Origin of the sequence: Neobacillus sp. B4I6 (assembly GCF_050434045.1) — a bacterium.
GTDB lineage: Bacteria > Bacillota > Bacilli > Bacillales > Cytobacillaceae > Neobacillus.
In genome coordinates this window covers 5,875,981-5,889,173 of record NZ_JBNPWB010000002.1, presented here as the reverse complement: position 1 = coordinate 5,889,173, position 13,193 = coordinate 5,875,981, and the positions used below count along the sequence as shown (strand labels likewise).

At 40.2% G+C, this 13,193-nt stretch carries 11 protein-coding genes; 2 read left to right on the top strand and 9 right to left on the bottom strand.

Annotated features, from left to right (window positions below):
- Window positions 1-30: 30 nt before the first annotated feature.
- The 7 genes from QF028_RS31200 to QF028_RS31170 all read right to left on the bottom strand — a co-directional run bounded on the left by QF028_RS31200 (window position 31) and on the right by QF028_RS31170 (window position 9,113).
- The gene (locus QF028_RS31200; protein ID WP_429471518.1) at window positions 31-1,410 is read right to left on the bottom strand and encodes an MFS transporter; all 1,380 of its coding nucleotides are present in this window, start codon (window positions 1,408-1,410) and stop codon (window positions 31-33) included.
- Window positions 1,411-1,851: 441 nt separating this feature from the next.
- Window positions 1,852-3,224 (bottom strand): IS1182 family transposase gene (locus QF028_RS31195; RefSeq protein WP_429471516.1). Its coding sequence is split into 2 segments (ribosomal slippage): window positions 1,852-3,026 and window positions 3,026-3,224, totalling 1,374 coding nucleotides; the frame shifts between segments, so codons are not numbered across the junction.
- 368 nt (window positions 3,225-3,592) lie between these two features.
- Window positions 3,593-5,059 (bottom strand): sodium:solute symporter family protein, encoded by a 1,467-nt coding sequence (locus QF028_RS31190; protein ID WP_429471514.1) that lies wholly within the window; start codon window positions 5,057-5,059, stop codon window positions 3,593-3,595.
- A complete protein-coding gene (locus QF028_RS31185; RefSeq protein WP_088089896.1) occupies window positions 5,056-5,244 on the bottom strand; it encodes a DUF3311 domain-containing protein in 189 nt (62 codons plus the stop codon). The genes QF028_RS31190 and QF028_RS31185 overlap by 4 nt, the downstream gene beginning before the upstream one ends.
- A 232-nt stretch (window positions 5,245-5,476) precedes the next feature.
- Window positions 5,477-6,568: a tartrate dehydrogenase gene (locus tag QF028_RS31180; RefSeq protein WP_429471512.1), complete on the bottom strand. Its 1,092-nt coding sequence runs from the start codon at window positions 6,566-6,568 to the stop codon at window positions 5,477-5,479.
- Window positions 6,569-6,586: 18 nt separating this feature from the next.
- Window positions 6,587-8,038, bottom strand: coding sequence for an aldehyde dehydrogenase family protein (locus tag QF028_RS31175; protein WP_429471510.1), 1,452 nt, complete (start codon window positions 8,036-8,038; stop codon window positions 6,587-6,589).
- Window positions 8,031-9,113, bottom strand: a complete 1,083-nt coding sequence (locus QF028_RS31170; RefSeq protein WP_429471508.1) for an aromatic ring-hydroxylating oxygenase subunit alpha — start codon at window positions 9,111-9,113, stop codon at window positions 8,031-8,033. Before QF028_RS31170 ends, QF028_RS31175 begins: the two co-directional genes overlap by 8 nt.
- 220 nt (window positions 9,114-9,333) lie before the next feature.
- Here QF028_RS31170 and QF028_RS31165 point away from each other — a divergent pair, with 220 nt between their 5' ends.
- Window positions 9,334-10,704: a sigma-54 interaction domain-containing protein gene (locus tag QF028_RS31165; protein WP_429471506.1), complete on the top strand. Its 1,371-nt coding sequence runs from the start codon at window positions 9,334-9,336 to the stop codon at window positions 10,702-10,704.
- A 178-nt stretch (window positions 10,705-10,882) separates the two neighbouring features.
- Here QF028_RS31165 and solA read toward each other — a convergent pair whose 3' ends face one another.
- Window positions 10,883-12,049 (bottom strand): N-methyl-L-tryptophan oxidase, encoded by a 1,167-nt coding sequence (gene solA / locus QF028_RS31160; RefSeq protein WP_429471504.1) that lies wholly within the window; start codon window positions 12,047-12,049, stop codon window positions 10,883-10,885.
- Window positions 12,050-12,420: 371 nt separating this feature from the next.
- Between solA and QF028_RS31155 the strand changes: the two genes are divergently transcribed.
- The gene (locus tag QF028_RS31155) at window positions 12,421-12,678 is read left to right on the top strand and encodes a Spo0E family sporulation regulatory protein-aspartic acid phosphatase (RefSeq protein ID WP_429471502.1); all 258 of its coding nucleotides are present in this window, start codon (window positions 12,421-12,423) and stop codon (window positions 12,676-12,678) included.
- Window positions 12,679-13,006: 328 nt separating this feature from the next.
- Here QF028_RS31155 and QF028_RS31150 read toward each other — a convergent pair whose 3' ends face one another.
- On the bottom strand, window positions 13,007-13,150 hold the full coding sequence (locus QF028_RS31150) for a GapA-binding peptide SR1P (RefSeq protein WP_429471500.1): 144 nt from the start codon (window positions 13,148-13,150) through the stop codon (window positions 13,007-13,009).
- Between the last annotated feature and the right edge of the window lie 43 nt (window positions 13,151-13,193).

Below are 13,193 nucleotides of genomic sequence, written 5' to 3'. Positions count from 1 at the left end.
TAAAACACCTCTTTAATTCAAAAATAAAGCTTATGATAAATTTCTTTTGCTTGAAAGCGCAGAATCTATGTTTGGAGAGTTCCCCGTTTCAAGTTCTGGTTTATTAACATCACTTATCGATAGATACTTTGTTTCAGGTGCCCATGCGATCGATACAATTGTTCCAATCAACAGTATAACACTCATCGCAATCATCGATGGTCCCATCCCCCATGAACTAACACTAACTGGTAACAGAAAGGTTCCAATAGCAGAACCAATTCGGCTGACAGCAGTAGTTACGCCGACACCTGTGCCACGAATTTCTGTAGGGAAAAGTTCTGCAGGATAAACTAATGTAAGGTTTGATGCCGCAGACATAGCAAAAGTAAAGGTAGCAAAGATAATGATCGCTAACGTTTGCGAATCCTTAGGCAATACACTTAACAAAAATAAAGAAATGGTAAGAATGATAAAGGTAGAAATCGTGAAGCTTCTTCGCGTAAGCTTTTCCGTACACCAAACTCCAACGATGGATCCAACTAGCAGGAAAATGTTCAGTTGCATATCAATACTAAACGTTTCCTCAAATCCCATTTTACTTAAAATCGTAGGTAGAAAAGTATAGATGGCGAAATACGGAACAACCTGACATAAATAAAATAACGATCCAAAGGTTGTCCGTTTCCAAAGATGTTTACTGAAAAGATCAACCATACGGAAAGCTGTTTTGGAATTTTCTTTAATTGTTTCATCCATGATGGCATTGGGTCCAATATATTTTCTAACGATGGCACGAGCCTCTTCCACACGCCCCATTTTAACTAACCAAAGTGGCGATTCTGGAGTTCCCAAACGCATAATTAATAAAAGGAAAGCGGGGATGGCAGCACTCATAAGCATCCATCGCCAAGAATCCGGGCCTGATTTTTGTAAATAAAAACCTACAATATTTGAAACGACATAACCGACTGTCCAAAGTACATTTAAAGAAGAAAGCAATAATCCTCTATACTTTCTAGGGGCAAACTCAGCTAGTAAAGTCGAGCCAACAGCGTAGTCTCCGCCTAATGCAATCCCGATCAATAAGCGTAAAATGAATAACGTCCATGGGTCATTGACAAAAAACTGTAAAGCAGAGGCAATTGTAATAATCAGAAAGTTAGCTAAGTAGATTTTTTGTCTGCCAATGCGATCAGATAATCCACCTAGAAATAGGCTCCCAAAAAAGAGACCAATTAAAGCCGAGCTTCCGATTAATCCTTCCCATATAGGTCCAAGTTTCATTTCTGGTCCTAATAATGAAAGCGCCATTCCAATAATCCCTAAAGCAAAACCATCTGAAAAATTAGAACCGAAAGTAAGTGCAGTAATACGAAGATGAAATTTATTAAGCGGGGCATCATCCATTAAATATTTTTGATTGCTCATAAAAAACTCCTTTTCATTGTTTTTTAATTTTTCAGATAACTACTCTCAAAAAAATAACTTAATTACCTTTCATCGTTATTTAAGCGTTTACACTTTAGCTAACTAAATTATAATGCTTTGAAATACAGAAGGCTCTAGATAATCATTCGAACTATTAGCACAATGTTGCTATTGTAAAGTGAATACCTGTTCATAAAAAAGAAGGAAACCTTTTTAAGGTCTCAGATTGTCGAGAAAGGGTATTTTTCTCGGCAATTTTTTATTCTCAGCATTTAATTATTCATTGTACCTGCTAATGGGACTGTTGATTTCCGCTCCAGGCATTCCGCTTTCCGCGGGCGGTCCGGGGAGCCTCCTCGGCGCTAGCGCCTGCGGGGTCTCCCCAGCCCCGTCCTCCCGCAGGAGTCTGCGTGCCTTCCGCGGAAATCAACAGGGAGGTAATCAACCTAAAGAATTGCAACACACTTTTTCTAGCCTTGCTAATTGTGTTGCAATCTTTTTCATATTTTGGCAGGCTGCCGTAAGGAGAGCCTGTTCGTTTGCTTTCTTCAATCCCCGTAACCGGCAATAGCGAAGCCCGTGCAGCTCTTTTGAGTCTGCGAAGCTTCGCTCAATTTTTTCCTTTCTAAATTTATAAAGCATTTTTCCAGATTTAGATAAGCGATTTTCCCTTACCCTTTCCTTGTGCTCTTCCCAAACATGACGTGTCACTACTTTTACCTTATTTTTGGAGCGTGTACATTGGGAAAGAAGTGGGCAGTTTTCACATTTCTTCGAATCAGACTTAAATTCTTTATAACCCTCACAGTTTGTTGTACTGTAGGGTAATTCTTGATTATTAGGACAAACGTATAGATCTCGTTCTTTATCATATGTAAATTTCCATTTTGGGAATAAACCAGTAGTAGGATGAAATCTTCTATGGGCAATTACTCCAAAGATATTTCGGTCAGATAATCCCTTACAAATCGGGTTCGTGAGATAACCGGAATCAAGTGCCACAGCTTCTACCTTAAATCCAAATCGTTGGACCTGACGGTCCAACCGGCCTAGGTAAGGAACAGATTCATGAACATTTCCAGGAGTAACATATACATCGGTAATAATGTTAAATTTCATATCAGTAGTCCGGTGATCGAGATAACAAAACATTTCCTGCTTATTTTCACGAGACATAAATCCACATTCAGGATCAGTGGTACTAACCCGAATTTCTTTAGTTTCCTTCACTTCTTCCCTTTCCTTTAACTGCTTTTTTCCGTGAGCTAATCTGTCCTCTTCTACGGCTTTATTCAATTCATCAAAATATTCACGAGTCTCTACTTCAATTTCTTGTTTTGTGAATTTATGTTTATTAGCGTTAGCCTTTAAATGAGTAGAATCCGAAAATAAGACACGACCACCTACCATTTTGTGATTCATTGCCTGGAGAACAATCTCATCAAATATTTCCTGAAAGATATCGGTACCTTTAAAACGATGTTGGCGATTCCAACTAATCGTTGAGTGGTGTGGAACAGGGTCCTTAAATTTCAGGCCTAAAAACCAGCGGTAGGCAACATTCATTTCAATTTCTCTTTGTAATTGTCGCTCGGATCGGATGCCATATATATACCAATAAACATCATTTTAAATAGAATAGTGGGATCGGAAGGGCGTCCGTTATCATCACTATAATAAGGACGTACCTTTTCAAGAAGGAATGAAAGATCAATATATTTATCGATTAAACGAAGAAGGTGATTGTCAGGAACCAATTCATCAATAGAAACAAATTCATATTCACTTTGGGTAGATACTCTTGGTTTAAACATAGATTTCACCACTTAATTTTTTATTGTTTGGTTGTGTTAAGAGCAGTGTATTATTGATTTTACAGCTCTGTTGATTTGCGCGGAAGGCACGCAGACTCCTGCGGGAGTACGGGGCAGGGGAGACCCCGCAGGCGCTTCAGCGCCGAGGAGGCTCCCCGGCACGCCCGCGGAAAGCGAAGTGCCTGGAGCGCAAATCAACAGACATGTTGCAAAGCCTATATATTAATAATATTATAATAAATTAACGCGGTGAATGGTTAAAGTTATTGTAGAAAATAAGAGGCTGTCGAAAGTTTCTCGACAGCCTGAAACCTTTTTAAGGTCTCCCTCTTTATCAACCGTTCTTAGTGACCGTGTGCTGCATTTTTTTATACCGCTTCTGTCTCAATCTCTGACTCTATTTTTACTGATGTTCTAGTAATTGCACTGACCGCGAACATGAAAACAATGTTAACGACAAGGGCTGCTATACCGATATCAAGATCTTTTATGAACTGAGGGGCTTTCGGAAAGAACGTCCCCATAGTTGAACTGGTGATCGTTACATAAGCAACCATGATAACACCGGTTATGATTCCTGCAGCTGCGCCTGTTTTGTTCACAGGGTTTTTCTTCCATAAGCTGCAAAGCAGTGGAGGGAATAATTGCAGCACAAAGCTGTAAGCCATGATCAGCAAGGCAATAATACTGTTTCCGCCGAAAAAAGTGAAAAATAAAGCGATTAGCGCCACAATAGGGACACAAATACGCGTGTATCGTCCAATTTGCTCATCGGTGGTATTCGGTTTGATCGCCTTATAAATATTTTTCGATAAAATCGTCGAGGCTGTTAGTAATAACATCGAACACGGAACAAGTGCGGTTAAGATACCGGCGGCTCCTATGACTCCGACCACCCACGGATCGAACGTTGCTTTTGCGATTTTAAAGAGAGCTAAATCTGTATCTGTTCCTTGTAAATTTGGAATTTGTAAAAGGGCTGTGAAGCCAATGAATAAAATGAATACTAAAATGATTTGGTAAAGCGGCAAAATAGCAGCATTCTGGCGCAGTGTCCGTTCATTTTTAGATGATAAGCTTGCACCGAAGCATTGAGGCCACATATATTGCCCTAATCCGATCGTTAAACATGTCGAAATATACCAGGATATGCTGTATCCTTCTTTAGGAATTAATAAAAACTCCGGCTTTGCCGTATCCAATGTTTCAAACATCGGCTTTATTCCGCCGTAGTAGTGATACGGCAAATAAATACCTAAAAAAAGAATTACAACGAGAAGGAGAATGTCTTTTAAAATGGCTGTTGAGGCTGAACCGTGAATACCAGACAATGTCACAAATATTGTGACAGCAACCACCCCAATGCACACCGCTAAATTCGGTGAAATCGCACCATATGAAGTCTCTGATACAATAATTTTAAGTCCTTTTAACTGTAAAACGATATAAGGAATCATTGAAACGACCCCGACAACGGCTACTAATAACCCGAGTGGTTTACTATTATACTTCTTTGCAAAAAAGTCAGATTGAGTAATCACTCGATGCTTTTTGGCATAACGCCAAATGGGAGGCAAAATCCAGAACGGCACAATATAACAGAAGGCGTTGAAGATATAAATGATAGGTCCTCCCATTCGGTAGGATCCGCCGCTTCCTCCTAGAAACACATACGTTGTAAAAATTTCACCGGCCATTAACACAAACATGGTGATAGAACCAAAATTACGGCCGCCTACGGCCCATTCTTCGAGCTGTTGTCCTTTGCGGGCACGGACACCTAAATAGAAAGCAAGAAGAAGAGTAGCTAAGAGAATGAAGATAGCACTATTCATTTAATTCCCTCCTGTCTATCTATTAGAATATTAATAATGTACAAAAATAATGAAGTTAAAACGAGCCAGGCCGTCGCCCAAAAAACAATGAAGGGTAACCCAAATATATACGGCTCGATACGGTTTACAACTGTGAACGCACCAATAATAGGAATTATTGCTAGGATCCAAATTAAAACTTTCACTCAGAAATTCCCCCTCACGAAAAATTAGTATGAATTTTGAGACTTTTTACTCTCTGCCTATTTCGAATTCTATTAGAGTAGAGTATTGGTAATATAAAAACAAGTGAGTTTAGCATCATGTTTGAGAACGCTTTAAATTTTCGAATACAAAAATGAAATGGGTATTACATAAAAGGCCAATTGAGACCTTTTATGTAATACTTAATGCATCAAATGAATCTCTATCAGTCTATCAGCTTTTCACATTTTGAGAAAAAACTAAAGATTTCATCAGGTCTACTACACGGTTTCCTACGTCTGACGTAGTAGAAGTTCCATTCATATCAGGTGTCAAAACTTCATCTTCTACCAAAAGTTGTTCAATCGCATCCAACACTAGTTTTCCGTATGCTTCATAGCCGAAAAAGTCGAGCATTTGGCTAGCGGACCAAATAGCGGCAAGCGGATTGGCTATCTGCTGTCCTGCAATATCAGGAGCTGATCCGTGAATCGGCTCAAACATAGACGGAAAGTCTCTTTCGGGATTAATATTCGCTCCGGCAGCGAGCCCTATCCCGCCAGCAATCGCCGCCCCCAAGTCCGTTAAAATATCGCCGAACAAGTTCGATGTCACAACGACCTCAAAGCGTTTTGGATCTTTAATCATCAGCATCGCCGCCGCGTCGACGAGATAAGAAGCCGTTTCGACTTCAGGATATTCTGCACTCACTTTTTCAAATACCTGGTCCCAGAAAACCATTGAGTAATTAAGGGCGTTTCCTTTAGAAATGCTCGTCAGCGATCTTCCTTCTTTTTTCGCCGTTTCAAACGCGTAACGAATGATTCGCTCTGTGCCTTTACGGGAAAATACACCGTTTTGCAAAACGACTTCGTGTTCCTGCCCTTTAAACAGCCAGTCACCCGCGCCTGAATATTCGCCTTCAGTGTTTTCACGAATGAACAGCATATCGATGTCTTCGCGTTTCACATCCACAAGCGGCAAGTGAGCCCCTTTTAACAGTGTCACAGGCCGAATATTAACATACTGATCAAAATTTTTTCGGATTTTTAATAACAAATCCCACAGTGAAATATGGTCCGGGACACCGGGAAATCCAACTGCTCCCAAATAAATCGCGTCAAAATCTTTCAGCTGTTCAATTCCATCTTCATCCATCATTTTTCCATGTTTCGCATAAAATTCGCATCCCCATGGAAAGTAAGTGAAATTAAATTGGAAACCCGCATCAAGTTCAGCCACTTTTTTTAATACTTTGACACCTTCAGTAATGACTTCAGGACCGATGCCATCTCCAGCAATAACTGCTACTTTAAAAAGTTTCACTATGATCTCCCTCGCTTTTTAGCTTTGGTTCCAAACGACCAATTTCATTTCAGTCATTTCTTCCACTGCGTATTTTATGCCTTCACGGCCTGTACCACTTTCTTTCACACCGCCATATGGCATTTGATCGACACGATAGGTAGGCACGTCATTAATGATTACACCGCCCACATGCAGTTCCTTTGAAGCGTATAAAGCGTTTTTCACATTGTTTGTATAAATGCCTGCCTGTAATCCGAACCGAGAATCATTCACTTGCTCAATCGCTTCTTCAACTGAACTCACTTTGTTTACAACGACAACCGGTGCAAATGCTTCCTGACAAGAAACTTTTAATGAATGGTCCGCATCTGTAATAATTGTTGGCTCAAGAACGCCATCATGAAGTTTGCCGCCCGCAGCTATTGTTGCAGCGCTGCCTTTCGTTTCTTCGATCCAGCCTAGTACACGTTCAGCTTCCCCTTTAGAGATTAAAGCGGAAATATATGTGTCCGGATCAAGAGGGTCACCAATTTTCAGCTTCTTTGCTGCCTCAGTGAACTTGGCAACAAATTCATCATATACATCCTCATGTGCATACACACGCTGCAGAGAAATACATACTTGTCCCTGGTTCGAGAATGCCCCCATGATGCATCGGTCAATAATTTGATCAATGTCAATATCTTTGTCAATAATTAATGCAGAGTTTGAACCAAGTTCAAGCGTCGTCTTTTTCAAGCCCGCTTTATTGCGGATGCCAATTCCGACACTCGGGCTGCCTGTGAATGTTACCATGCTTACGCGGTCATCTTCAACAATCACTTCACCGACTATGCCGCCGGGACCTGTTACTACATTTAATACACCCGCTGGAAGACCTGCTTCTTCAAAAATTTCCGCGATAAAGAGAGCAGACAGTGGAGTTTGCGACGCTGGTTTCAAGACAAGGGTATTGCCCGCCGCTATAGCCGGCCCAACTTTATGAGCAACAAGATTCATCGGGAAGTTAAAAGGTGTGATCGCTCCAATGACACCAATCGGCTCTCTTAACGTGTAACCAATTCGGCCGACGCCGCCAACAGCAGCATCAAAAGGTATCGTTTCTCCGTGGATTCTTTTTGCTTCTTCAGCCGCAAACTTATACGTTTCAATCGTTCTGGCCACTTCCGCTTTTGCGAACATAATTGGTTTAGCTGATTCACGAGAAATAACTTCAGCCGCTTGATCCGCTTTCTCTTTTAATAGCGCCACAACGTTTTCCAAAATCTCCGCCCGCTGATACGCTGGCATTTTTGCCATTATTCCGCGTGCGTTATAGGCAGCAGTAATGGCCTGTACAGTCAGTTCTTTATCCGCCATCGCAATTTGAGCGATTTCTTCCCCAGAATAAGGGGAGTATAATGGAGCATATTTCGTTGTTTCAACTTTTTCACCATTGATCATGAGAAACTGCTTCGCCACTTTTACTTCATTCGCTAAATTACTCATTGAGGGCCTCCAATACCATTTCATGAAATTGTACAATTGCTTTTTCTGAAGACGAATATCTTCCTTTGTTAAATGCACGTGAGCGGAAACCGATTTGTTCTAACTCTACAAGTTCCACATCTTCCAAGCGAACTTGTTCAGCAAAAGCAACTAAGTCTTTTTCTTCTTGCGTCAAATTTTCGTTACGGAAATAATAAGTGTACACAATCTTAGTTGTTTCATGATCAATCGGCACTAATTGAATTGACGCCATGTTCCCAGGACCTGGGTAAATTGTTAACATTAGGTTTGGCCACAACCAGAAGAAAGATCCGCCTTGCATTTCTGCCTGATTTAAATCAACGGTTCCATAATTTTTATCAGGTTTAACAATTGAGCCTTGAAGTGAATAGTTTTCACATGTAATGATTTGATAATCATCCATGTCAAGTGCTGCAACGAAGCCTGGATGAGCTACATGACAGTGGTCGCACTCTAAATAATTATCAATAAACGCTTTCCAGTTCGCTTTAATCACCCGTGATGTTACGCCCGTTCTTTTTAACTCACTCAAAAATGGGAATTTACTCAAGCGGTCGAAGAAATCGCCGTAAGATTCGCTAAGTGGCTTCGCGTTATCGTCCAAGTTGACAAAAATTAAAGATTCCATGATTTCCATACGAACTGGACGTAAGCAAGCGTCTTGTACACAAGCTTCATCCTCACCTTTAAAGTTCGGTGCTTTGTTTAATTTTCCATCTAACTTAAAAGTCCACCCATGATACATGCATTGTAAAATTTTCTTCTTGCCTGACTCACTTTTTTCAAGCTTTGTGGCACGATGAGGACAAACGTTATAAAAAGCACGGATGACTTCATCCTGGCCACGAGTCACTATAATCGGCTCGTTAGCTACTTCAGTCGTAAAGAAAGCACCTATTTTTTCTAACTGACTGACATGCCCCACGAGCTGCCAAGATTTAGAGAAAACAAGATCTATTTCTTTTTCAAGTACTTTCGGATCTGTGTATTTGTCATAAGTCAATGTTCTTTCAAATGTCCGATTAGATGCATTTTCTACTGTGTTATAAGCCATAATTCATTCTCCTCCGTAAATAAATGATGATTGCCTACATGCTTTGCCGCCTGTCAATTGTATATATGCAATTCGTGTGCCAAGTTTAAAAAACCGTAAGAATACACAAAAAATTTTGATTTTTATTAAAAACGCTTTCATTTTGAGTTATAATTGACTCAATATGGTCAAATTTTTGTCAAAATTAACTCATTACCTTGTGAAAAGAGAGGATCATTCTATGAAAAGTCCTGAGGCAACTGGCAATATTGAGATGACGCTGCAAACTCTTTTAAAAATTCTCGATCATTCCTCCGATGAAATTTTCGTCCTCGACGGCGAAAAGCGGATTCTATATGTTAACCAGGCCTGTGAGCGCCATTATGGGCTGAAGCCGAGTGATGTCATCGGTAAATACAATGTCGAATTATTTGAAAAAGGCTACTGGAAACCGTCGATAGTGCCAGAAGTGTATAAAAGAAAAAAGCCTTGCTACATGAGGCAGCAGACGTATATCGGAGCTGAACTGATGACATCGGCAATTCCCATCTTAAATGACGAGGGGGAAATCGAACTTGTCGTCACCACATCGACCGAATTACAGACATATAAAATGGGGAAAGCGATTGGAACGAGCAATGAGTCAAAAACCACTCATGAGGAGGAAGCTGGCCAGTTCATTACGAACAGCAGCAAAATCAATCGAATCCTGACTTTTTGCGAAAAAGTAGCCCCGACAGATTCCACGATTTTAATCCAGGGAGAATCAGGAACAGGAAAAGGCGTACTCGCCCATTACATCCACTGGATCAGCAAGCGGAAAAGCGGCCCGTTCCTGACGATTAACTGTGCGGCCATTCCGGAAGAGCTGCTCGAATCGGAACTATTCGGCTATTCAAAAGGGGCGTTTACCGGAGCAAACAAAACTGGAAAACCGGGATTGATCGAAGCTGCGAACGGCGGCACGGTTTTTCTTGATGAAATCGGGGAAATGCCACTCGCCCTGCAGGCAAAGCTTTTACAAGTCATCCAGGATAAACAATTCATTCCCATCGGCAGCAGCGAAATGAAAAAAGTCGATATCCGCATCATCGCCGCAACAAACCGGGACTTAATTGAAATGGTCAATAACAAACGATTCCGGGAAGATTTATTTTACCGGCTGAATGTGATCGACATTTACCTGCCGCCGCTGCGTGATCGCAAAGAAGATATCATTCCGCTCACGTACAATTTTTTACATCAATTCAATAAAAAATACCAAGACAACAAAGTTATCTCGGAAGAATGCATGAATATATTAATCCATTATTCGTGGCCGGGAAATGTACGCCAGCTCGAAAATTTGATTGAACGGTTAGTCGTCATTAGCGACTCAATCATCCAGGTGGCCGACTTGCCGGATATGATCACCGACAACGTGGAACAAGTTACCCAGCTTGCTCTCCCCACTTCACTCGATAAAGCGATTGACGAAACGAAGCGGTTACTAATCAGAAGATCTTTCCAAACCTACAAATCGTCAAGGAAAGTCGCGGAAGACCTCGGTATCAGCCAGACGAAAGCCTCGAAACTAATCCGGGAGTACTGCGAGGATTTGATGAAAAACTGAGATTTGAAATAAGCATAGGTTAGCAAAGGCTGACTCAATAAGTTGTACACTGCAACCATTTTGAGTCAACCTTTTTTTGTTTTTTCAAACGTTATTTCTTTACTTTCATGAGTAGGGTTCTGACCCCAACTTTTAATCAAGGATATGCCGATGATTACCCATTCAGTCTACTGCAATATTATTTACTACTACATTCACTTGAAAATCGATGAAGTGAAAACATGGAGATATCATCATTTGTTTTACCTTCCGTAACTAGATCACAAATGATTTTTCCTACAATGCTGGCAAATTTAAAGCCATGTCCTGAAAAACCAGCTGCGATAATGACATTTGAAAGTGAAGGGTGACGGTCAATAATAAAATGCTCATCAGGAGTAAGTGTATAAAGACATGTTTTACCTTTAATCAGGGGACCATTGGCTTTTGGCAGATACTTCTTAATAAAGTTTCGAGCCTCATCCTCATCAGTTGAATTCACACCGTATTCCCGATTGAAACAATCCGGATCTACCTTTTCTCCTCCATCATGTCTTCCGATTTTTACCCCACTTCCATTGATATTTGGAAAGCCATAATAGTGTTCATTTAATAGATCGATCGTGAAAGCCGGAAAATGACTGGCATCATAAAGAAGATCATCACATTCAAACCATGAGACAGTCTTACGTGTCGGCTGAAGAGGAATGTCCAATCCTGTTTCCTCGAGGATTTTTCCTGTCCAAGCTCCTGAACAGATCACCACATAATCAGCAACATATTGCTCGCTATTTGTTTGTACAACGGCACCTTCACCAAACTTTTCAATTTTCTCCACTTTTGTAAATGGCACCAATGTCATCCCATTCGCTAAGCCAAGTCGGCGATAGGCTCGAATACATTCTTCACTAAATAACACTCCTGAATTTTTTTCTAAACATCCTACGGATCCTTCTGGTATCTTGAAGCCTGGCCACCGAACATTTATCTCATCACTTGATAGTATTTCAAGAGGTAAAGAAAATTCTTTTGCACTTTTGACAACTTCCTCGATAAATAAAGAGCCCTCTGCACCGACACACAATACTCCTGTAGGAGAAAACAAATCCATTCCTGATTCTTGTTCTAATTCACGCCATAATGCTTGAGCGCGGAGCGCAAGCGGAACATATTTCCTTCCTTCTCCATAGGCATGACGAATGATTCTAGTATCCCCATGGTGGCTGCCCAAGCTATGGGGGGGATCATTCGAATCTAGTAATAATGTCCTTTTTCCAAGCTTCGATAAATAATACCCTGCAGCCATGCCCATAGACCCTGCGCCTACAATAATCACATCATAGTGGTCCATCAAACGATCACGCATCCTTCCATACACCTTTTTAAGTATGAAATAATAATATCAGAAATTTCTTTCTTAATAGAAGAAACTCGGTCTTTTTAATCTCCAGAAGGGCTTACTATCTACCTATTAGTTGTTGGAACACTCCTGCAAATTTTAGTCTTAAAGTCCTTCAACTTCTTTAAGGGACTACAATGTGAGTGAATTCAACAGGCCATGTTGTCGAAAATCTACATGCCTCGTCTATTTTTGTCTCCTTTTATCTTCTTTTATCTTCTTTTATCGAATCTAATCCATATCAGTTAATAAATGCTATAATTCATTCAACTCTACTAGAATCTACGTTTACTGAATTTTACTAAATTTTACTGAAATTTTATAAGGAGTAATCGGCAATGAGACTAGAACAATATGAAGCTGCTATTAAAGAGAAAAAAAATGAAATGATTAAATTAGGAATGTCAAAAGGACTCCAAAATGAAGAAACCATCTATTGCAGCCAAGAACTAGACAAACTGCTTAACGAATATAATAGGTTATTATTAGACGATAAACATTCTAACCCCCTAAATCCTTATGTTGACCTTTTCACAATATTTACAACACACGTACATAGGATTTTATCGATTCCTTACGGATCTTTCTTTATTTAATTGCAATAGTCGTATACCTCAATTTAAGTCCTTCGAGAACCATTTCTAAATGTGTTTGAATTCGTTCATATTTTAGAGAGAATGCATCCATGCATTCTCTCTCTTTTTTGTCTTTTTTCTTGGAATAAAGGGAAAAAGCAACGTAGGAAGGCTCTACCTGACCGAAACCGTTCAAAGAAGGATGAGAGGGTCACGTAGCAGGGGTCTACGTGACCGGAACCGTTAAAAGAATCAAGAGCTTTTAAGTGCCCTCCCAATAAAAAAAGACAAAGAGCAGCTTGCTCTCGTCTTTAGCTAAATATAAAACCTAAAAGTTCCTAGAACAAAATCAATCTTCTTTCTTCCCCTCAGAACAATCCGTACACATTCCATACCATGTTTTAACGCCTTCTGGGCTATCAACTATGTCAATCACTTCTCCACATACCTGACATATGATGGTACCTTGTTTTACTATTAATTGCTCAACCATAATGTTTGCCCCCTTAACTTTTGTTTGATAAAAACATTTTTGG

Coding starts and splice junctions, on each gene's coding strand:
- QF028_RS31170 (WP_429471508.1), bottom strand. CDS start 9,113: ATGGCTTATAACACAGTAGAAAATGCATCTAATCGGACATTTGAAAGA.
- QF028_RS31165 (WP_429471506.1), top strand. CDS start 9,334: ATGAAAAGTCCTGAGGCAACTGGCAATATTGAGATGACGCTGCAAACT.
- QF028_RS31155 (WP_429471502.1), top strand. CDS start 12,421: ATGAGACTAGAACAATATGAAGCTGCTATTAAAGAGAAAAAAAATGAA.
- QF028_RS31200 (WP_429471518.1), bottom strand. CDS start 1,410: ATGAGCAATCAAAAATATTTAATGGATGATGCCCCGCTTAATAAATTT.
- solA (WP_429471504.1), bottom strand. CDS start 12,049: ATGCGTGATCGTTTGATGGACCACTATGATGTGATTATTGTAGGCGCA.
- QF028_RS31150 (WP_429471500.1), bottom strand. CDS start 13,150: ATGGTTGAGCAATTAATAGTAAAACAAGGTACCATCATATGTCAGGTA.
- QF028_RS31175 (WP_429471510.1), bottom strand. CDS start 8,038: ATGAGTAATTTAGCGAATGAAGTAAAAGTGGCGAAGCAGTTTCTCATG.
- QF028_RS31190 (WP_429471514.1), bottom strand. CDS start 5,059: ATGAATAGTGCTATCTTCATTCTCTTAGCTACTCTTCTTCTTGCTTTC.